Annotated in this window: 18 protein-coding genes and 1 pseudogene; 6 read left to right on the top strand and 13 right to left on the bottom strand. The window is 42.1% G+C overall.

All coding sequences use genetic code 11. From position 1 onward, the window contains the following. The first annotated feature begins 177 nt into the window (after positions 1-177). From M1P97_RS20755 to M1P97_RS20740, 4 genes are all read left to right on the top strand, one after another. The gene (locus M1P97_RS20755) at positions 178-771 is read left to right on the top strand and encodes an HU family DNA-binding protein (protein WP_249390083.1); all 594 of its coding nucleotides are present in this window, start codon (positions 178-180) and stop codon (positions 769-771) included. Between the two features lie 297 nt (positions 772-1,068). Next, positions 1,069-2,379 carry an ATP-binding protein gene (locus tag M1P97_RS20750; protein ID WP_249390082.1) on the top strand — a complete coding sequence of 437 codons (1,311 nt, stop codon included), beginning with the start codon at positions 1,069-1,071 and terminating at the stop codon, positions 2,377-2,379. 125 nt (positions 2,380-2,504) lie between these two features. Next, a complete protein-coding gene (locus tag M1P97_RS20745) occupies positions 2,505-3,251 on the top strand; it encodes an MlaE family ABC transporter permease (RefSeq protein WP_028730620.1) in 747 nt (248 codons plus the stop codon). A 2-nt stretch (positions 3,252-3,253) separates the two neighbouring features. Then, a complete protein-coding gene (locus M1P97_RS20740; RefSeq protein WP_249390081.1) occupies positions 3,254-4,024 on the top strand; it encodes an ABC transporter ATP-binding protein in 771 nt (256 codons plus the stop codon). A 104-nt stretch (positions 4,025-4,128) separates the two neighbouring features. On the opposite strand, the gene M1P97_RS20735 is transcribed toward M1P97_RS20740, so the two are convergent. The 10 genes from M1P97_RS20735 to miaB all read right to left on the bottom strand — a co-directional run bounded on the left by M1P97_RS20735 (position 4,129) and on the right by miaB (position 14,703). Further along, positions 4,129-7,041 (bottom strand): M16 family metallopeptidase, encoded by a 2,913-nt coding sequence (locus M1P97_RS20735; RefSeq protein WP_249390080.1) that lies wholly within the window; start codon positions 7,039-7,041, stop codon positions 4,129-4,131. 153 nt (positions 7,042-7,194) lie between these two features. Next, complete coding sequence (metK, locus tag M1P97_RS20730; RefSeq protein WP_249390079.1) at positions 7,195-8,481, bottom strand: methionine adenosyltransferase; 1,287 nt, start codon at positions 8,479-8,481, stop codon at positions 7,195-7,197. A 240-nt stretch (positions 8,482-8,721) separates the two neighbouring features. Continuing rightward, complete coding sequence (locus M1P97_RS20725; protein ID WP_075558884.1) at positions 8,722-8,913, bottom strand: hypothetical protein; 192 nt, start codon at positions 8,911-8,913, stop codon at positions 8,722-8,724. A 56-nt stretch (positions 8,914-8,969) separates the two neighbouring features. After that, positions 8,970-9,419: a 2-amino-4-hydroxy-6-hydroxymethyldihydropteridine diphosphokinase gene (gene folK, locus M1P97_RS20720; RefSeq protein ID WP_195373332.1), complete on the bottom strand. Its 450-nt coding sequence runs from the start codon at positions 9,417-9,419 to the stop codon at positions 8,970-8,972. A 9-nt stretch (positions 9,420-9,428) separates the two neighbouring features. Next, on the bottom strand, positions 9,429-10,478 hold the full coding sequence (gene queA / locus M1P97_RS20715; RefSeq protein ID WP_195373333.1) for a tRNA preQ1(34) S-adenosylmethionine ribosyltransferase-isomerase QueA: 1,050 nt from the start codon (positions 10,476-10,478) through the stop codon (positions 9,429-9,431). Positions 10,479-10,511: 33 nt separating this feature from the next. Next, the gene (gene truB, locus M1P97_RS20710) at positions 10,512-11,243 is read right to left on the bottom strand and encodes a tRNA pseudouridine(55) synthase TruB (RefSeq protein ID WP_195373334.1); all 732 of its coding nucleotides are present in this window, start codon (positions 11,241-11,243) and stop codon (positions 10,512-10,514) included. Positions 11,244-11,249: 6 nt separating this feature from the next. Then, the gene (locus tag M1P97_RS20705; protein WP_195373335.1) at positions 11,250-12,050 is read right to left on the bottom strand and encodes an undecaprenyl-diphosphate phosphatase; all 801 of its coding nucleotides are present in this window, start codon (positions 12,048-12,050) and stop codon (positions 11,250-11,252) included. Beyond that, positions 12,047-12,289 carry a DUF3098 domain-containing protein gene (locus tag M1P97_RS20700; protein WP_129732024.1) on the bottom strand — a complete coding sequence of 81 codons (243 nt, stop codon included), beginning with the start codon at positions 12,287-12,289 and terminating at the stop codon, positions 12,047-12,049. Before M1P97_RS20700 ends, M1P97_RS20705 begins: the two co-directional genes overlap by 4 nt. A 15-nt stretch (positions 12,290-12,304) precedes the next feature. Then, positions 12,305-13,183 carry a cell division protein FtsX gene (locus M1P97_RS20695; RefSeq protein WP_075558889.1) on the bottom strand — a complete coding sequence of 293 codons (879 nt, stop codon included), beginning with the start codon at positions 13,181-13,183 and terminating at the stop codon, positions 12,305-12,307. Positions 13,184-13,332: 149 nt separating this feature from the next. Beyond that, a complete protein-coding gene (gene miaB, locus M1P97_RS20690) occupies positions 13,333-14,703 on the bottom strand; it encodes a tRNA (N6-isopentenyl adenosine(37)-C2)-methylthiotransferase MiaB (RefSeq protein ID WP_249390078.1) in 1,371 nt (456 codons plus the stop codon). A 253-nt stretch (positions 14,704-14,956) separates the two neighbouring features. Between miaB and M1P97_RS20685 the strand changes: the two genes are divergently transcribed. Together M1P97_RS20685 and M1P97_RS20680 are read left to right on the top strand one after the other, a co-directional pair. Continuing rightward, entirely contained in the window at positions 14,957-15,394 is a 438-nt protein-coding gene (locus M1P97_RS20685; RefSeq protein WP_195373337.1) for a hypothetical protein, read from the top strand. Positions 15,395-15,472: 78 nt separating this feature from the next. After that, positions 15,473-16,969, top strand: a complete 1,497-nt coding sequence (locus M1P97_RS20680) for an acetyl-CoA hydrolase/transferase family protein (RefSeq protein WP_249390077.1) — start codon at positions 15,473-15,475, stop codon at positions 16,967-16,969. 610 nt (positions 16,970-17,579) lie between these two features. Here the strand turns inward: M1P97_RS20680 and M1P97_RS20675 are convergent. The 3 genes and pseudogenes from M1P97_RS20675 to kduI all read right to left on the bottom strand — a co-directional run. After that, positions 17,580-17,833 (bottom strand): annotated as a pseudogene (locus M1P97_RS20675) (ATPase); the annotation flags it as partial. A 188-nt stretch (positions 17,834-18,021) separates the two neighbouring features. Further along, positions 18,022-18,813: a gluconate 5-dehydrogenase gene (locus M1P97_RS20670; RefSeq protein ID WP_195373341.1), complete on the bottom strand. Its 792-nt coding sequence runs from the start codon at positions 18,811-18,813 to the stop codon at positions 18,022-18,024. A 13-nt stretch (positions 18,814-18,826) separates the two neighbouring features. Further along, on the bottom strand, positions 18,827-19,669 hold the full coding sequence (gene kduI, locus M1P97_RS20665) for a 5-dehydro-4-deoxy-D-glucuronate isomerase (protein ID WP_195373342.1): 843 nt from the start codon (positions 19,667-19,669) through the stop codon (positions 18,827-18,829). Positions 19,670-19,671: the final 2 nt, after the last annotated feature.

The raw sequence follows: 19,671 nt of genomic DNA, 5'->3' as shown, positions 1-19,671 counted from the left end.
ATCTTGTAGTATATTTGTATTCGAACGTTTTTGCATTTGATATATATCAAACGAATAGAACACATATATGCTTCTTTCATTTGATAATTGTTCTCCTTTCATTTGGTATTCATAGAACGATTCATTGTTCGGGATGAAAATTGGTTTTGGCTGGTATTAATTTAAAACACGATAATAATGAGCTTAAAATTCGGATGGTACAAAACTCCGGTTCCGGGAGACAGGGAGGATAAACAAGTTCCCCATGCGCGAATCATTTCACAAGGGACACTCGACACAAAGTATATGTGTAAAATGATCTCGATGTCGAGTACCATTTCTTCGGCCGATGTAAAAGGAGTATTGGAAGCGCTAAATTTCTGGATGGGATTCTGCCTGTCGGAAGGGAACAGTATCGAACTGGATGGACTGGGTTACTTTACCCCTACACTGAAAAGTAAAATAACCACCGATGAAAACGGTAAAAACAAGGTACAGGCAGAAATAGATTCCGTCAGTTTCCGTTGTGCAACCTCCCTGAAAGAACAGGTGCGGGAAGCCGGACTCGAACTGGTGAAAAAAACGAATACGGAAAAGCTCCCGCAAGAACAACGCCTGGAAAATATCATGGCTGAAGTGGAAAAAAACAAGTGCATCAACCGCAGTGCCTGCATGAAACTGAACCACTGCAGCCAGTTCATGGCACTAAATGACCTGAAACAACTGATAAACAGTAACAAACTGATACAGATCGGCGGAGGCAAACAGACAATGTATATACGCTCATTGTAAATCTGAAATTTCGCGGCGAAATAGCTTTATTCCCATACATTTGATTTATCCACATAAAATATATCCACACTATGATAAAAAGGACGGGCAGCAGACAGAAACATCTCTTGCATCATATGCCGTTATAATTATTTCATTCGAATTATTCGAATCGAATAATTCAGGTTTAATCGTTTCTCAAGGATATACAGCCATTTTGTCGCCGTAAAATTTGTTATTCTACATCCTTTCTTTTATCTTTGTAACAGCCATTAATGTAATAGCCATTAAATTAACAGGGATTAAAATAAGACACGCATGAAATTTTACGATCGAAAAAAAGAGTTAAAGCTACTACAGGATATCAATGAGCAATCACGTAACAGCGCTTGTTTTACAGTGATGGTTGGCCGCCGTCGTATCGGCAAAACTGCTTTACTGCTCGAGAGTGTGAGGGGAGAGAAGTTTCTGTACCTCTTTGTTTCCCGCAAAAGTGAAGTACTTTTATGCGAGCAGTTCCAACAGGACATCAAAGAAAGCCTGGGGCTGGATATATTCGGCCGGGTGGACAACTTCCGTACCTTATTCGAACAATTGATGATTTACGCTACAAAAACTCATTTCACACTGATTATCGATGAATTCCAGGAGTTTGACAATATAAACAGTTCTATTTTCAGTGATATCCAGAATATATGGGATAGATATAAGGAAGAAGCTAAGGTAAACTTCATTGCTTGCGGATCTATTTATTCCATGATGAAAAAGATTTTTGAAAACAATAAAGAACCGTTGTTCGGACGCCTGACATCCAAAATTATACTAAAACCATTCAATGTTTCTACGATAAAAGAGATACTAAAAGATTACAATCCGGGATATACACCCGAAGATCTGCTGGCTTTTTATCTTATAACAGGAGGGGTGGCTAAGTATGTTGCCTTACTGATGGAAGCAGGTGCTACCACATTCAACAAAATGATTCACTATACGGTGCGGCCTGATTCTCCGTTTCTGTCAGAAGGACGCGACCTGCTTATTTCTGAATTCGGACGTGAATATGCGACCTATTTTTCCATCTTGCAATTAATAGCTTCAGGTAAGACAGCGCAAAACGAAGTCGATTCGATTATCGGAAAGAACACAGGGGCTTATTTAGCTAATCTTGAAAAAGAATATTCTCTGATAAACAGAAATAAACCGATGTTTTCAAAACCGGAAAGCAGAAACAGCCGTTGGTGCCTGAATGATAATTATCTGATGTTTTGGTTCCGTTTTATATTCCCCAACCTGTCTATGATTGAACTGGAAAAAAACGATATGCTTGAAAAATTCATTTTAAAGAACTATGAACAGTACAGCGGGCATATACTGGAACGCTATTTCAGAGACAGGATTGCAGAAAGTGAAGATATTACGGACATCGGTAATTATTGGGACAACAAAGGAGAAAATGAAATTGATCTTATCGCCCTCAACCGTTTTGAAGGGAAGGCATTGATAGCTGAAGTTAAGCGAAATCCCAATAAGATCAATATAGCTCGCCTATATGAGAAAGTTGCCTCCATAAAAAAACAATTATCGCATTACACATTGGAAATAAAAGGATTGTCAATGCAGGATATGTAAATCTTTGATAGAATTGAAAATTAATATTGGCTGTCTGGTAAGCTATAAAATCATAAAGCGTGAACAGTTGTTGACATATTTCAGTTATATTTGCAGACTGGAACAGATAAGTACTTCAAAAAATGATGAATAAAGCATTACATAGAATGGGAGAATATGTCATGTTGATGGGGAAATCCATATCAATACCTGACAGATGGAGCATGTTCTTCAAACAATTGATAAAAGAGATCTACAAACTGGGAGTAGACTCCCTTTGGATCGTAATTATCATTTCAGTCTTTATCGGTACGGTAATTGCAATTCAGATATCACTGAATATCAGTTCTCCGCTGATTCCTAAATTTACGATCGGATATACGACCCGTGAGATTATCCTGCTTGAGTTTTCATCTTCTATAATGTGTTTGATCCTGGCCGGTAAGGTGGGAAGTAATATTGCTTCCGAGATCGGTACCATGCGCGTAACAGAACAAATCGATGCGATGGAAATCATGGGGGTAAATTCGGCGAATTTCCTGATCATGCCGAAAATTGCCGGGCTGATGATCTTTATTCCGGTATTGGTTGTATTCAGTATGTTCACCGGTATGCTGGGAGGTATTGCTGCCAGCCATTCAACGGGAACAGGGATGACTCCCGCCTCTTTCGAATACGGGTTACAGTTCTATTTCAACGAGTTCTATATTTGGTATTCTATTATAAAATCAGTGGTTTATGCCTTTATTATTTCATCGATAGCCGCTTATTTCGGCTATTATGTAAAAGGAGGTGCGCTTGAAGTCGGTAAGGCCAGCACGAATGCTGTCGTAATGAGCAGCATCATGATCTTGCTGGCAGACGTAATAATGACCCATTTAATGCTTACGTAAAAATGATAGAAGTAAGAAATATAACGAAATCATTTGAAGGTCGTACCGTACTGAATAATATCAGTGCCGTCTTCGAAACAGGCAAAACCAATCTTATTATTGGGCGAAGCGGTTCCGGTAAAACGGTTTTGATTAAAAATATTATCGGCCTGATGAAACCGGATTCAGGAGAGATCCTGTATGATGGACGCGACTTGACTTCAATGGGAAAATTAGAGTTGAACATGCTCCGCCGGGAAATGGGCATGTTGTTTCAGGGTTCGGCCCTGTTCGACAGTATGACGGTTCTTGAAAACGTGATGTTCCCTCTTAATATGTTCTCAAAAGACTCTTTTAAAGAAAGGGAAAGGAGGGCGATGTTCTGCCTGGAACGCGTTAACCTTTCAGAGGCGGAACGCTTGTATCCGTCGGAGATCAGTGGAGGTATGATGAAACGTGCGGCTATTGCCCGCGCCATCGCTCTAAATCCGAAGTATCTCTTCTGCGATGAACCGAACTCCGGCCTCGACCCTAAAACATCCTTGTTGATAGACGACCTGATCCACGATATTACGACTGAATATAAGATGACCACCGTCATAAACACTCACGATATGAACTCGGTTATGAATATCGGAGAAAATATCATCTTCATCAAAGAAGGGGTAAAAGAATGGCAGGGAACGAAAGACCAGGTTATCACTTCCAACAATAAAGCACTGAATGACTTTATCTTTGCATCCGACCTCTTCCGAAAAGTCAAGGAGGTGGAGATGCATCAGGAGGAAGGATGAAGCAGGTGACAAGTAACAGTTGACAGTTTTAAGAAACAAGAAAAGGCCCTGCTATTGGATCAAAAATCAATAGCAGGGCCTTTTATCTGTCAACTGTCAACTATTTAGTAGCCGAACAGTTCTTCTTTACTCAGTTTCGTGATCGGGCCATATCCGGAGAGCGATTTCAGATCCAGGTCTTTTTCATCGCCAAGCACACAATAGGTATATTTACGGCCTTTCACCCATTTTTCCTGGAATGCTTTAATTTCATCCAATGTCATGGAAGGTGCTTTTTCATACAGTTCCTTGCGACTATCCACATTCAAGCCCAGATCCTGTGCACTCATATAAGACCATAAGACATCCGATTTTGTGATACGTTCGGTGCGCAAACGGGTAATCAATGCATCTTTTGCCAGTTCGAACGCTTTTTCCGATTCCGGCATATTATTGATAATATCGTCGAATGCCTTCATTGCATCGATCATCTTATCATTTTGAGTTGCGATAAACGTACGATATACGTACGGATATTTCAATTTGTAAGGCGTGATCAGGAACGCACCGGCCGAATAGGCCAAACCGCGTGATTCGCGCATTTCCTGGAATACAATAGCATTCATTCCTCCACCAAAATATTCATTATACATATTCAATGTTGGCTGGATAGCGGAATCAAACTTTTCTCCCCTGTTGGAAACAGCAGAGAAATAGATCTGTTTGGCATCGTACTGCGCCAGTAAAACCTTATTTTCGGTCGTTTCCTGTTGCTTGAAGTCAGCTGCAGCCGGAAGCGGGTTCAACGTGGCAGGTACGTTATGGTATTGCTCGATAATATCCAATAAGGCTTGTGCTTTTTCCGGTCCATAATACAGGATAGAATGTTCGTACGAATTTATCTTATGAATACGGTCTACCAGTTCCTGCGGATTCATCTGCTGCAACTCGGCAGTATTCAATACATGAGTTGCCGGAGAATTCGGACCCCAGATCGCATACTGGATCAACTTATTGAAATTCTCACCCTGGTTCAGCTTGGCATCCGCTCTCTTCTTTAATATATCATCCGCCAGATTGGCATAAGTATCTTTATTGACCTGTGCATCAGCCAACAGTTCTTCAAACAGAGCCATTGCCTGCGGCATCTTTTCACGCAGTCCCTGCAGCATCACATAGGTACGGTCGGAACCCGGGAAAACACTGAAGTAACAAGCCAGGCGATAGAATTCTTCATTGATCTCTTTCAGGCTTTTGGTAGATGTACCCAGGTACTTCATATATTCAAAAGCAGTACCCATCGCTTTGTCATTATTATTACCCATATCGAATACATACATCAACGAGAATATATCGTTCGTCGCATTTTGTTTGTAAAGGACAGGGATATCAGACTTAGCCGTCAACTTCTGCAAATCCTTGTCGTAATCAAGGAAGACCGGTTCGATCGGCGTCACCTTTGCTGCCTGTATTTCTTTCAGGAAGGCACTCGTGCTATCACGGTTCATTACGATCGGAGTGATCTTCGGTTTATCGATTTTCTTTTCATTCGGGTCCTTACCTTCCCTTTTATAAACAACGGCATAGTTATCGCCGAAATATTTATTGGCAAATTCTACGATCTGAGGTTTAGTGATCTTACTCATCCTATCCAATTGAGCGACCTCGTCTTTCCAATCTACGCCATTAATAAAGGAAGAGACAAACATATCGGCACGGCTGTAATTATTATCCAAGCGATACATCTGCATCAATTTATAATTGTTGATAGCAGCCTCTAAAAGTCCCTCGTCGAACTCTCCTTTTTTCAATTTATCTATCTCTGCCAGGAAGAGATCCTTCACTTCGTCAAGCGTTTGTCCCTGTTTCGGGCGACCGCCTATAACAAATGCATTATAATCTGCCATATCATAAGTTCCGGCATAACAGCTAAGAACTTTCTGTTGCTGTACCAGGTCGATATCCAACAGGCCGGCTTTTCCATTATTAATGATTTCACCCGTCAGGTTCAGTAAGTCCTGTTCAGGGGAAGCAGCACCGGGGAAACGCCATCCTAATGTCAGATTTTCAGCATCCACTCCCAATACTTCCTTTACAACCGGAGCTTTGATAGGAGATTCGTGTGTCACCGGTAATGCCGGCAAATTAGGATTCGGCTGCAAATGGCTGAAGTATTTATTGATTATGGCAATAGTCCGGTCGGGATCAAAATCACCGGACATACAGATAGCCATATTATTCGGCACATACCAGGTATTGTGGTAATTTTTGATATTGGTGATCGACGGATTCTTCAGGTTCTCCTGCGTGCCTAAAACAGTCTGTGTTCCGTAAGGATGATCCGGGAAAAGAGCATTTAAAACGGCTTCATAGACTTTACGTCCGTCACTGGTCAGAGACATGTTCTTTTCTTCGTAGACAGTCTCCAACTCGGTATGGAAACCACGAATCACATTATTTTCAAAACGGTCTGCCTGGATTTTTGCCCAGTTATCGATCTGGTTGGAAGGAATATCTTCGGTATAAACAGTCATATCGAAGCCCGTATAGGCATTTGTACCGTTCGCTCCGATAGCAGACATCAGCTTATCGTATTCGTTCGGAATAGCATATTTCGACGCTTCATAAGAAATGCTGTCTATCTGATGATAAATAGCTTTCCGTTCCACTTCATCGGTCGTCTTCCGGTATACTTCAAACAGTTGTTCGATTTCATCGAGCATCGGCTTTTCCTGTTCGTAGTTCTGAGTCCCGAACTTCTGCGTACCTTTGAACATCAGATGCTCAAAGTAATGTGCCAACCCGGTCGTTTCAGCCGGGTCATTCTTCCCGCCAACCCTGACAGCGATATAAGTCTGGATACGCGGTGTCTCTTTGTTTACGGTCAAATACACTTTCAAGCCGTTATCCAGCGTATAGATACGTGCTTTCATGGGGTCATTCGGGACTGACTCGTACTTAAACGGGGAAGTCTCTTTACAGGCTGCGGTCAGTAAAATAATTACGGCCAGCGAAAGAAGCTGAATAATTCTACGCATACGATTTAGATTTAGAGATTACTTAGGAGCCAAATATATGAAAATATAATTCAATTAACCTCCATAAACCATTTAATTATTGGTTATTACATGAAAAAAGGCGATTATTGCATATTGTTGCAATAATCGCCTTCCTATACTTTATTCCGGAGATCAGATTCCGAATGCTTCTTTCACTTTATCCACATAATCCAGTTTTTCCCATGTAAACAACTCTACTTCGCAGACAGTCGGCTTCGGGTTGTAACGGGAGGTGAATGTTTTTGTCACTGTTTCCGGTTTACGTCCCATATGACCGTAAGAGGCTGTTTCCAGATAGATCGGGTTACGTAGTTTCAGGCGTTCTTCGATTGCTTTCGGACGCATATCGAAAATGTCCCAGATCTTTTCTGCAATCTCACCGTCGGTAAACTTGACATTGGAGCGACCGAAGGTATTTACAAAAATGTTCATCGGCTTGGCTACACCAATTGCATAAGAAACCTGTACCAGCATTTCGTCGGCGACACCGGCTGCAACCAGGTTCTTAGCGATATGACGAGCAGCATAAGCGGCCGAGCGGTCTACCTTTGAGGGGTCTTTACCGGAGAATGCACCACCACCGTGAGCTCCCTTGCCACCATACGTATCCACAATGATCTTACGGCCAGTCAGGCCTGTATCACCGTGAGGACCACCAATCACGAACTTGCCGGTCGGATTCACATGATAAATGATATCATCGTTGAACAAAGCCTGTACGTGGGCCGGATATTGCACCTTTACACGAGGTACCAGGATATTCTTTACATCTGCTGCAATCTTCTTCTGCATGGCGATATCGGCTTCTTCCTGGCTGATGCCTTTCGGACCGATGAATTCGTCATGTTGGGTAGATACAACGATCGTATCGATGCGTAACGGCTTACCGTTGTCATCGTATTCAATAGTTACCTGGCTCTTTGCATCCGGACGGAGATAAGGCATCAGGTCATTTTCATTCTTACGTATCTCTGCCAGTTCCCACAACAAGCTGTGTGAAAGATCCAGCGCCAGAGGCATGTAATTCTCAGTTTCATTTGTAGCATAGCCAAACATCATACCCTGGTCGCCTGCTCCCTGGTTATAAGGATCTTCGCGTTCAACACCACGGTTAATATCTCCACTCTGTTCGTGGATAGATGAGAACACACCGCATGATTTTGCTTCGAACTGGTATTCACTCTTGGTGTAACCAATCTTTTCGATCACGTTGCGTGCCACATCCTGCACATCTACATAAGCACTTGATTTAACTTCTCCAGCCAAGACAACCTGTCCGGTTGTAACAAGGGTTTCGCAAGCAACTTTCGAGTTCTTGTCGTAAGCAAGAAACTCATCCAGCAAAGCATCCGATATCTGATCGGCTACTTTATCGGGGTGCCCTTCGGACACCGATTCGGAGGTGAATAAATAACTCATTACTTTTAAATTAGTTGACAGATGACAAGTGACAGTTATAAAAACCATAGACTGAACCTGACACTGACAATTGATTATTAATAATGAATTGATAACGGAAGGATCATATATGCCGAACGGCTAAGAAAAGTATCTTGTTTTTAGCATTTTTTCCTGTGGTTGCAAGCAATACAAATCTATCCACATCAATTCGGTTGCAAAGATACAAATAATTGAGAATTCAAAATTGAAAATTAAAAATTATTTTTTCTTCTTTGTGTTACGAAGTGCTTTTTTATACTTGTATTCGGCTTTCATCTTAGCCGAACCCGATTTATGAGTACCTTTCAGAAAATCAGAATATTTGATTTTCCTTTCTCCGGTATTTTCTTCAGTGGCCTTTTTCTTGAAGACCATACCGCCACCTGTCAGGATTTTTTCTATATCGTTCATTGTTTTATTTTTATTCGTTCATTTGAAAAACAGAAAGAAAACACAAAATGTTGCACTTACATAAGAGAGATTACCGGCTTCTTAAAAACCGGATGGATCACGTTAGGGGCAATCTCCGCCAACGGCTCCATTACAAACTGACGCTCATGCATCAGAGGATGCGGCAAGGTCAGCTCCGGAGTCTGCAGAATAAGATCGTCATACAGCAATATATCGATATCGATAATACGGTCGTGATATGCTCCGTTACTCTTCTGCGTTCGTCCCATTTCCAGTTCGATCTGCTGCGTTGCTTTCAGCAGTTCCAACGGCGACAATGAAGTCTCCAGCTGTAAGGCTGCATTCAGGAATGTATTGTCGGACTGAAAGCCCCAGGGCTCCGTTTCGTAAAAACCTGAAAGGGCGAGAACGTCTCCCACCCTTTCAGCTAACAGCGCGGCGGCCGTTATCATATTCCGTCTTTTATTTCCTATATTCGTACCTAAAGCAAGGTATGCAATAGCCATAGTCAACGATTATAAGATCAGCATGGCATCACCGTAAGCACCGAAACGATACTTTTCTTTCAATGCCACTTCATAGGCATCCATAATCAAATCGTAACCACCGAATGAAGCAGTCATCATCAGGAGAGTAGACAACGGCATGTGGAAATTTGTGATCATGCTGGTTGCCACACTGAAATCATACGGAGGGAAAATGAACTTATTGGTCCATCCTTCGAATTCTTTCAGGTGTCCGTCCGTGCTAACTGCTGTTTCAACAGCACGCATCACGGAGGTTCCTACGGCACAAATCTGGCGTCCGTCGTCTTTACCTTTGTTCACGATATCGACAACATCCCCGTTTACGATCATTTGTTCGGAGTCCATCTTATGCTTTGTCAGGTCTTCCACGTCAATCTCACGGAAATTACCCAGTCCGGAATGAACAGTCAGGAAAGCAAAACGGCAATCTTTAATTTCCAGACGTTTCATCAGTTCACGGCTGAAATGAAGACCGGCAGCAGGAGCAACAACAGCTCCTTCTTCCGTAGCGAAAATGTTCTGGTAACGATCTTCGTCCTCCGGTTCGACCGAACGGTCGATATATTTTGGCAGCGGGGTTTCGCCCAATGCATATAATGCTTTTTTAAATTCGTCGTGGTTACCGTCATACAGGAAACGCAGTGTACGGCCACGTGAAGTTGTATTGTCAATGACTTCAGCCACCATCGAATCGTCTTCTCCGAAATACAGTTTGTTACCGATACGTATCTTACGTGCCGGATCTACCAATACATCCCAAAGACGCAGATCTTCGTTCAGTTCACGCAGCAAAAATACTTCAATACGTGCACCGGTTTTTTCTTTATTCCCGTACAAACGGGCTGGGAAAACCTTCGTGTTATTGAAGATGAATACATCTTTCTCTCCAAAATAGTCCAACAGATCTTTAAATACCTTATGCTCTATTTCGCCGGTGTTACGATTAACAACCATCATACGGGACTCATCCCTGTTCTTTGCAGGATGAAGAGCGATCAAATCCTCCGGTAAATTAAATTTGAATTTAGACAGCTTCATAATGTTACTTTATTTATTTTCTTTTTATTCTTATCATTTGTCAGAGGATACAAATCCAACTTCACCAGCCGGACAATCTCCTACCGCCTCATCCAGAAAGGCATCTATCTCTTCCGGATTCATGCATTTATCCAATGTTATATCTCCGATCCGGGTACGTTCCAACCCGATCAGATGAGCACCCGAATGTAAAGCCGTACCGATATCACGGGCCAAAGCACGGATATAAGTACCTTTGCTACACACCACACGGATCTTAATGACCGGCAGGTTACATTCCAGTAACTCCATTTCGTCGATCACCAATGTCTTCGACTTCAACTCCACTTCTTCACCTTTGCGTGCCAGTTCATAAGCACGCTTCCCATCCACTTTACAAGCAGAAAAAACCGGGGGGATCTGTTGGATGGTACCTACAAACGAATTCAGTACCTCTTCTACCATCTCCCGGGTTATATGTTCTGTCGGATATACAGCATCTATCTCTTTTTCCAGGTCGAAAGAAGGCGTTGTCTCACCCAGTTTCAGAGTTGCAACGTATTCTTTGGTCTGATACTGGAATTCATCGATCCTTTTGGTCGCTTTCCCGGTACAAACGATCATTACCCCGGTAGCCAACGGATCAAGCGTTCCGGCATGTCCGACCTTTATCTTTTTTACTTTCAGCTTCCGCGACAACTTATACCGGAACTTGTTCACCAGATCGAACGACGTCCATGTCAACGGTTTGTTAAAATATAAAACCTCTCCTGCTATAAAATCCATTCTATATTATTTCATCAATGTACATGCAATAGTGATCAAACCGGCTATTGCACAATAAATAGCAAAGTAGATCAACTTTCCTTTTTTCACAATATTGATCATCCACTTACAAGCCAGACAACCGGATAGGAAAGCTGCTACAAAACCAACGACCAGTGAAAGTGTCGGAATATCTCCGGCCACATCTTCACCCTTAACCATCTTCAATACATCCAATAAAGCTTCACCCAAAATCGGAGGGATCACCATCAAGAAAGAAAACTGAGCCAGTTTCGCCTTATTATTACCCAACAATAAACCCGTAGCAATCGTTGTACCCGAACGTGATAGTCCCGGCAAGACTGCACAAGCCTGTGATAGACCGATAATAAAAGCGTCTTTCATCGAAATATTTTCTTTCTGCCGCGGCTTTGCATAATAAGAAAATGCCAGCAAAGCAGCCGTTACCAGCAACATACAACCGACGATAAGCAAACCCGAGCCAAAGATAGCTTCGACTTTATCTTTGAAAAAGACTCCCACGATACCGACCGGTATCATCGAAATCAGGATATTGATCGCATAACGTGTTTCGCTATTCATCTCAAACTTGAATAACCCGCGAAATATCCATTCGATCTCTTTCCAGAGTATTACTAATGTACTAAGTACCGTAGCCACATGGACTACGATCGTAAATGTCAGATTCTCTTCTCCTTCAATTCCAAACAGGGCCGATCCGATTGCCAGATGACCGCTACTGCTTACAGGAAGATACTCCGTCAGTCCCTGTACGATTCCCAGCACTAAGGCCTCTAACCAACTCATTCGGTTACTTCTTTACCTTTACTGTTCTTCAGGATTCCTACAATCATCAGACCGAAACCGATCACAGTTACCACCGGCGCAACAACAATACGTCGTGTACTGAATATTTCCGGATTAAAACTGGTTGCATCACCTGATCCACCACCACTCATCAACATGAAACCAATAATGATTACTGCTACAGCAACTGCAATCAGAATAAAATTTTCTTTACCGAATGCAAAATCTCTTTTAGCCATCTCTCTTTGTTTATTTTAAATGTAATACAACTTATCAACACCCATACGGAGATACTTATTTACAGCAAAAATGGTAGCCGTAATAGACAACAGTATTCCCAGCAGGAATACTGCGGCATAAACCACCAGTAAAGCCTTCATATCCAATAATTGAATAAAGCCGTCCAACTCGTGTTGTAAGTAATATAACGAACCAGTCAGCATCAATATTGCAAGGATAGAGGCAAAAATACCACTTACCACATTATAACGGACAAAAGGCCGGCGTATAAAGCCGGAAGTAGCACCTACCAATTTCATTGTATGGATCAAAAAACGTTTGGAATAGATCAATAACCGGATCGTATTACTGATCAGTACAAATGATATGGCCATCAGCATTACGGCCAGTGTGAGCAGGATAATGCTCAGACGTTTCATATTATCGTTTACCATCTGCATCATGTCTTTACGGTAAAGCAGGTCGGATACAGAAGTATATGTTTTTATTTTCTTTTCTATGTGCTGCAGGCTGTCCGGATTGGCATATTCGGAATGCAGTTTTACCTCGATCGAAGCCTGAAGAGGATTGAAGCCAAGAAATGTTTCCGGGTTTTCGCCTAACTCTTCTTCGAGTTCTTTCGCGGCTTGTTCTTTAGAAATGTATTCGGTAGACTTGATAAAAGGAAGTGCGTCCAAACTTTTCTGCATCTTCTTGATGTCTGCCTCTTTCTGATTATCTTTCAAAACAATGGAAAATGAAATATTTTCCTTCACATAAACCGATAACTGATTTCCCAGTAGCCCCATCAACAAAATCAATCCTAGCAGAAATAGCACCAGCGCTATACTGATAATGGAAGTGAGACGAGAATTAAAAAAAGAAACCGAGCTAACCTTATTATTTTCAGCCATCAGACGTACCCTTATTATTATTCAACAAATTAAGGAGATACGCACAGAGCGCATACCTCCCAATTTTTCTGCAAAAGAACGAATAAATTGCGAGACAACCGGCAGATTATAATTATTTAACCATTTCTAAACCTGCTGGTTCGCACTCATCATTCTACCGGTTCACCGAATAATGTTGCCGAAGAGGCTCTGTTGATCCTTACCTTCACAAATTGTCCGACTTTATAGTTTTTCTTATCGAAAATAACCACTTTGTTCTGACTGGTACGCCCGAACAACTGTTCGCGTGAACGTTTGGAGAAACCTTCGATCAGGACCTCAAACTCTTTTCCTATATCACGCAGGTTACTTTCTTCCGACAGCTGATTCTGTAAATCGATCATCCCCTGCAGGCGACGTACTTTTTCTTCTTCCGATACCGTATCAGGAAGATGTTTGGCCGCATAGGTTCCGGGACGTTCGGAATATTTGAACAGGAAAGCAGCGTCATATCTGACTTCGCGCATCAAGGAGAGTGTTTCTTCATAATCTTCTTCCGTTTCCGAATGAAAACCACAGAACAGATCGGTTGCAATCGAAGCTTCCGGAACGATACGGCGAATAGCGGCGATACGATCGAGATACCATTCACGGGTATATTTACGGTTCATCACCTTCAGAATCTTCGAGCTACCCGACTGGGCCGGCAGATGTATGTACTTACATATATTATTATGGGCGGCTATCACACGGAGTGTATCGTCGCTCATATCTTTTGGATGAGAGGTCACAAAGCGGATGCGCATATCCGGAGCCTCCTCCGCCACACGTTCCAATAGCATGGGGAAAGTAACCGTTTCACCGTCTTTTTCGAAAGCATACGAATTCACATTCTGTCCGAGCAAGGTCGCCTCTTTAAAACCTTTGTCACGCATATCCCTTATTTCACTCAGGATACTTTCCACATCGCGGCTACGCTCACGTCCACGGGTATAAGGTACGATACAATACGTACAAAAGTTATTACACCCACGCATGATCGACACAAAACCGGAGATATGCACACCGCCCAACTTCAGGGGCATCACATCTTTATAGGTTTCCTGGGTGGAAAGTTCGACATTGATCGCCTTTTCCCCATGTTCGACAGCACCTACCAGGTTAGGCAGATCCATATAAGAGTCCGGACCTACTACCAGATCGGCATGATGCACATTGATCAGTTCCTCTTTCACCCGTTCGGCCATACATCCCAGCACGCCCACGATCAGTGATTTCTTTTTCCGCTTCAGAGACTGAAAATACTGAAGCCGCCCGTAAATTTTCTGTTCCGCATTATCGCGTACCGAACAGGTATTTACAAAAACCGCATCCGCTTCTTCAATCTTGTCGGTCATAGTGTATCCGTCCATTTTCATGATGGAAGCTACCACCTCACTGTCTGCTACATTCATCTGGCACCCGTAGGTCTCGATGAATAACTTTTTCTCCTCATTTCCGGCTGCAGATTTTAAGTCTGCGCCATTTTCCTGATTCGTCATTTTGTTACCGTTAATAAAATTTAAATACATGTATTCTATAAAAATAAACCGCCAAAGGCTTGCACAGTTCGAATCTGACAGCTATATTTGCATACGAAAAACGTAAATTTTTTCATAGTTAAGGTTTTGGTTAAATCGAATAAGGGTGGCTGTGAAGTTACCCTTATTTACTTTTATACCTTTTATAAATCTCTTCATTCTTTCATCATTCAATAAATCTTCGTACATTTGGAGTGCAAAAATAATCAAAGTTATGGATAACCTGGGCGATTGGATATATATTGTTTTCCTGATAGTTGCAGCAGTGAGCGGTTTATTCAGTTCAAAGAACAAGAAAAAACGTCCGACTCAAGTGTTGGGACAACCCGAATACGACACAACACAAGAGGAACATACTCCCTCTGGCAAAGGCTTTTGGGAAATCCTGGAAGAGGCAACGAATGATCGTCCCAAACAACAAACCATAGCAACTGCTATTCCTGAGAAGAAAAAAAATAAAAAAGAGACAAGGAAGTCGAATCCTTTCCTGTCAGCCGAACAGGAAATCCACCAATCCAAAGTCAGTTCATCCCCTATCATGAATTTTCCGACCGAAGAAGAACATTCTCTTTTAGAGGATATTGAGTTCAATAATATCGAAGAGTTAAGAAAAGCTGTTATTTACTCAGAAATACTTAACCGCAAGTATTGACCTATTTTCTTTTTTAATACCTTTGCAGCCGTTTAGCTGACCAATAAGTATTTATCTAATATAAAACAGTATAATATCATGGCTTTAAAATTCATTACAGCTGAAGAAGCTGCTTCGTTCGTTCATCATAACGACAACGTCGGATTCAGTGGTTTTACACCGGCCGGATGCCCGAAAGTCGTTCCGGGTGCCATTGCAAAAAAAGCGATGGAAGAACATGCAAAAGGAAATCCTTTCCAGATCGGTATGTTTACCGGAGCTTCTACCGGTGATAAACTGGATGGCGAATTAGCTCGCGCCAATGCTATTAAATTCCGTACTCCGTACCAATCAAACAAAGACTTACGCGCATTACTGAATGCTCACGGAGCACAGTATTTCGACATGCACCTGTCTGAACTGGCACAGGACTTACGTTATGGTTTCCTTGGAAAGATCGATGTAGCAATCGTTGAGGCTGCCGATGTAACCGAAGACGGCGAGATCATCCCGACCAGCGGCGTAGGTATCGTACCTACAGTTTGTCGTATGGCTGACCGTATCATCATCGAGTTGAATAGTAGACACCCGAAAGAAATCCGCGGCATGCACGACATCTACGAACCGGCAGATCCTCCTTACCGTCGTGAAATTCCAGTATATACTCCGTCCGACCGTATCGGTACTCCTTATATTAAAGTAGATCCGGCAAAGATCGTTGGTATCGTAAAAACAGAAGAACCGAACGAAGGTGGTAAATTCTCACCGCTGGATGACGTTACAATGGCTATCGGTAAAAATGTTGCCGACTTCCTTGTAAGCGAAATTAAAGCCGGCCGTCTGCCGAAAGAATTCGTTCCCCTGCAAAGTGGCGTAGGAAATGTTGCCAATGCCGTTTTAGGTTGCATGGGTGCTAACAAGGATATTCCTGCATTCAATGTATATACAGAAGTTATCCAGGATGCAGTTATCAGCCTGATGAAAGAAGGCCGCGTGAAATTTGCCAGCGGTTGTTCTTTGTCTGTAAGTAATGAAGTAATCCGTGAAATTTACGGTAACCTCGATTTCTTCAAAGACAAGATCCTTCTTCGTCCGCAAGAAATCTCCAACAATCCGGAAGTGGCTCGTCGTCTTGGATTGATTGCAATCAATACGGCTCTGGAAGCCGATATCTTCGGTAATATCAACTCTACTCATGTATCAGGAACAAGAATGATGAATGGTATCGGTGGATCTGGAGACTTTACCCGTTCAGCGATGTTGTCTATCTTCACCACTCCTTCTACAGCCAAAGACGGTAAGATCAGCGCTTTCGTTCCGATGGTGTCTCACCTGGATCACAGCGAACACTCAGTAAAGATTATCATCTCTGAATATGGCGTAGCCGACCTGCGCGGAAAATCACCGATCGAACGCGCTAACTGCATTATCGACAATTGTGTTCACCCGGATTACCAGCCGTTGTTGAGAGAATATCTGGCAATGGGTGTGAAAGGCCATACTCCGCAGAACCTGAAATGTTGCTTCGCTTTCCACGAAGAACTGGCAGCCAGCGGCGACATGCATAATGTAGACTGGAGCAAATACAACAAGTAATTATCATATATAACAGCACGCAGAATAGATTACTGATCTATCTCCGTGCTGTTTTTTTTCTACTTTTCTTTTCTTTTTGTCACAAAACAGATCTTTTTCAAAACACTACAATTCATCTTTTTCTCCTTATAGACAAACAGAAATCACAATTATTAACCTATTATCGAAAAGAAACTATCTTTCATCTCATTTTAAATAAATTGCAAACTCGTTTAAAACGAGAAAAATTTCCTTTTAAACGAGTTTGCAATTTATTTAAAGGGAATACATTCATTAATTATAGTTAATAATATACAGCAAAGCTATTGAAATTTGAATCAAAACATGCTATTTAGCAGTTTTTTCCTTCTATTTCACCCCAAAAACAAGAATAAATATAAACGTCATAAAATTCATATTAGAGACAAACTCATTACATATTCACAAATATAAATCATGAACAAAATCATATCAACACAACAATCAGTAATTTTACGACATAACAACATCACACAACCCCGACTGAACAGCTTTTAATTCAACAGATCCAATCATGGACACACTAAGAACAACCATAAAAGGGATGAATTGACATTTTGATATACTCAATAAGTTTGAATAAATTCAGCTATTACATACGCTTCAGCCACAAAGAAAAAAAACGATCATAGACCATATAAAAGGGCACTTCCTTCGTTACAAAATCTTTCTCCAGCAACCCTTTTAATGCCGATTGAACGGAACTACTCGACGGCAGGCTATATTTATGGAAAATTTCCCGGATGTTAAAGCCGTAGCTTTTCCTTCCTTGCAAATGGCAATCATCAATTCTTTTTGTTTTTCCGGTAATTGATAAAGCAACTCGGAATAAGTAAAGGAATAAGATCAGTGTCATACAATTTCCTTTTTACGCAAAGACAATTATTATCTTATAATAATCATCATAACATAATCGGATTCCGATTTTAGTTCCATCCGGTAGAAAATGAAATTCCTTCCGAAAGAAATCTGAATTTCTCCCGGAAGGAATCTTTTTTATCTATAAAGACAACTGTCTTTACTATAACCAATTATCAGGGTTGTTTTCCGATATAAGCTAGGATACCGCCGTCAACATACAACACATGTCCGTTTACGAAGTCGGATGCATCAGAAGCGAGGAATACAGCCGGTCCCATCAAATCTTCCGGAGTACCCCAACGGGCAGCCGGTGTCTTTGCGATAATGAAAGAATCGAACGGATGACGTGAGCCGTCCGGTTGAGTTTCACGAAGCGGAGCTGTCTGCGGAGTAGCAATATACCCCGGACCGATACCGTTACACTGGATGTTATATTGACCGTATTCGGAAGCGATATTACGAGTCAGCATCTTCAAACCGCCCTTAGCAGCCGCATAAGCAGAAACGGTTTCACGTCCCAGTTCGCTCATCATAGAACAGATATTGATGATCTTTCCGTGACCTTTTTTGATCATGGAAGGGATAACTGCTTTTGAAACGATGAACGGAGCGTTCAGGTCGACATCGATCACCTGACGGAATTCGGCAGCCGACATTTCATGCATCGGAATACGTTTGATAATACCGGCATTATTTACCAGGATATCGATCACACCTACTTCTTTCTCGATCTGGGCAACCATAATATTTACCTGCTCTTCATTGGTTACATCACAAACATATCCTTTTGCCTCAATGCCTTCCGCTTTGTAAGCAGCCAAACCTTTATCTACCAATTCCTGTTTGATATCGTTGAAAACGATCTTTGCACCAGCTTGGGCAAAGGCTGTAGCCAATGCAAAACCAATTCCGTAAGAAGCACCTGTTACAAGTGCCACTTTTCCTTCTAATGAGAAATTTACCATTTTAGTACTCGATTTATTTTAAGTCTGTAATTTTAGAAAAATCCTGATCGCCATAATCGAGGTTCTCACCACCCATACCCCAGATAAAGGTATAATTGTGAGTAGCAGCCGCACTGTGGATAGACCATTCAGGAGACAAAACAGCCTGGTCGCCTTTCATCCAGATATGACGGGTTTCATCTACCTCACCCATAAAGTGGCAGATAGCCTGATCCTCAGGGATATCGAAATAGAAATAAGCTTCCATACGACGGCTGTGAACGTGTGCCGGCATCGTGTTCCATACGCTACCCGGTTTCAGTTCGGTCATCCCCATCTGCAACTGGCAGGTGGGCAATACCTGATTCACGATCATCTTGTTGATATTACGGTCGTTCGACATTTCCAGCGAACCCATAGCGGCAACAACGGCATCCGCCTTCGTCACTTTCTTATCAGGATAGTTACGATGAGCCGTGGTAGAATTGAAGTAGAACTTAGCCGGATTCTTCGGGTCCTTGCTTTCGAAAGTTACTTCACGGTCACCCGAACCCAGATAAAGTGCTTCTTTAAAATCCAGTTCGAATGTAGCATCTCCGGCTTTCACAATACCGGGACCGCCTACACTGAAAATACCCATTTCACGGCGCGTTAGAAAATAAGGAGCTTTCAACGGATCGATCGCTTCCAATTTCAATACTTCGCCGACAGGCATTGCACCACCTACGATCATTCGGTCGTACATGGAATAAACCATATTCACTTCATTCGGTACGAAAACCGTCTCGATCAGGAAATCCCGACGAATACGCTTGGTATCGTACAGCTTTGCATCTTCCGGATGCGCAGCATAACGCAATTCATAATTTGTTTTCATCT

The sequence above is a fragment of the Parabacteroides leei genome (assembly GCF_023369805.1).
Classification (GTDB): domain Bacteria; phylum Bacteroidota; class Bacteroidia; order Bacteroidales; family Tannerellaceae; genus Parabacteroides; species Parabacteroides leei.
This window is presented reverse-complemented; position numbering and strand designations above follow the sequence as displayed.

Excerpts from the sequence above, each read along its gene's own strand:
- M1P97_RS20755 (WP_249390083.1), top strand. The coding sequence starts at position 178 with ATGAGCTTAAAATTCGGATGGTACAAAACTCCGGTTCCGGGAGACAGG.
- M1P97_RS20735 (WP_249390080.1), bottom strand. The coding sequence starts at position 7,041 with ATGCGTAGAATTATTCAGCTTCTTTCGCTGGCCGTAATTATTTTACTG.
- M1P97_RS20750 (WP_249390082.1), top strand. The coding sequence starts at position 1,069 with ATGAAATTTTACGATCGAAAAAAAGAGTTAAAGCTACTACAGGATATC.
- M1P97_RS20705 (WP_195373335.1), bottom strand. The coding sequence starts at position 12,050 with ATGAGTTGGTTAGAGGCCTTAGTGCTGGGAATCGTACAGGGACTGACG.
- M1P97_RS20745 (WP_028730620.1), top strand. The coding sequence starts at position 2,505 with ATGAATAAAGCATTACATAGAATGGGAGAATATGTCATGTTGATGGGG.
- queA (WP_195373333.1), bottom strand. The coding sequence starts at position 10,478 with ATGAAGCTGTCTAAATTCAAATTTAATTTACCGGAGGATTTGATCGCT.
- kduI (WP_195373342.1), bottom strand. The coding sequence starts at position 19,669 with ATGAAAACAAATTATGAATTGCGTTATGCTGCGCATCCGGAAGATGCA.
- truB (WP_195373334.1), bottom strand. The coding sequence starts at position 11,243 with ATGGATTTTATAGCAGGAGAGGTTTTATATTTTAACAAACCGTTGACA.
- folK (WP_195373332.1), bottom strand. The coding sequence starts at position 9,419 with ATGGCTATTGCATACCTTGCTTTAGGTACGAATATAGGAAATAAAAGA.
- M1P97_RS20740 (WP_249390081.1), top strand. The coding sequence starts at position 3,254 with ATGATAGAAGTAAGAAATATAACGAAATCATTTGAAGGTCGTACCGTA.
- metK (WP_249390079.1), bottom strand. The coding sequence starts at position 8,481 with ATGAGTTATTTATTCACCTCCGAATCGGTGTCCGAAGGGCACCCCGAT.
- M1P97_RS20670 (WP_195373341.1), bottom strand. The coding sequence starts at position 18,813 with ATGGTAAATTTCTCATTAGAAGGAAAAGTGGCACTTGTAACAGGTGCT.
- M1P97_RS20685 (WP_195373337.1), top strand. The coding sequence starts at position 14,957 with ATGGATAACCTGGGCGATTGGATATATATTGTTTTCCTGATAGTTGCA.
- M1P97_RS20680 (WP_249390077.1), top strand. The coding sequence starts at position 15,473 with ATGGCTTTAAAATTCATTACAGCTGAAGAAGCTGCTTCGTTCGTTCAT.
- M1P97_RS20695 (WP_075558889.1), bottom strand. The coding sequence starts at position 13,183 with ATGGCTGAAAATAATAAGGTTAGCTCGGTTTCTTTTTTTAATTCTCGT.
- miaB (WP_249390078.1), bottom strand. The coding sequence starts at position 14,703 with ATGACGAATCAGGAAAATGGCGCAGACTTAAAATCTGCAGCCGGAAAT.
- M1P97_RS20700 (WP_129732024.1), bottom strand. The coding sequence starts at position 12,289 with ATGGCTAAAAGAGATTTTGCATTCGGTAAAGAAAATTTTATTCTGATT.
- M1P97_RS20725 (WP_075558884.1), bottom strand. The coding sequence starts at position 8,913 with ATGAACGATATAGAAAAAATCCTGACAGGTGGCGGTATGGTCTTCAAG.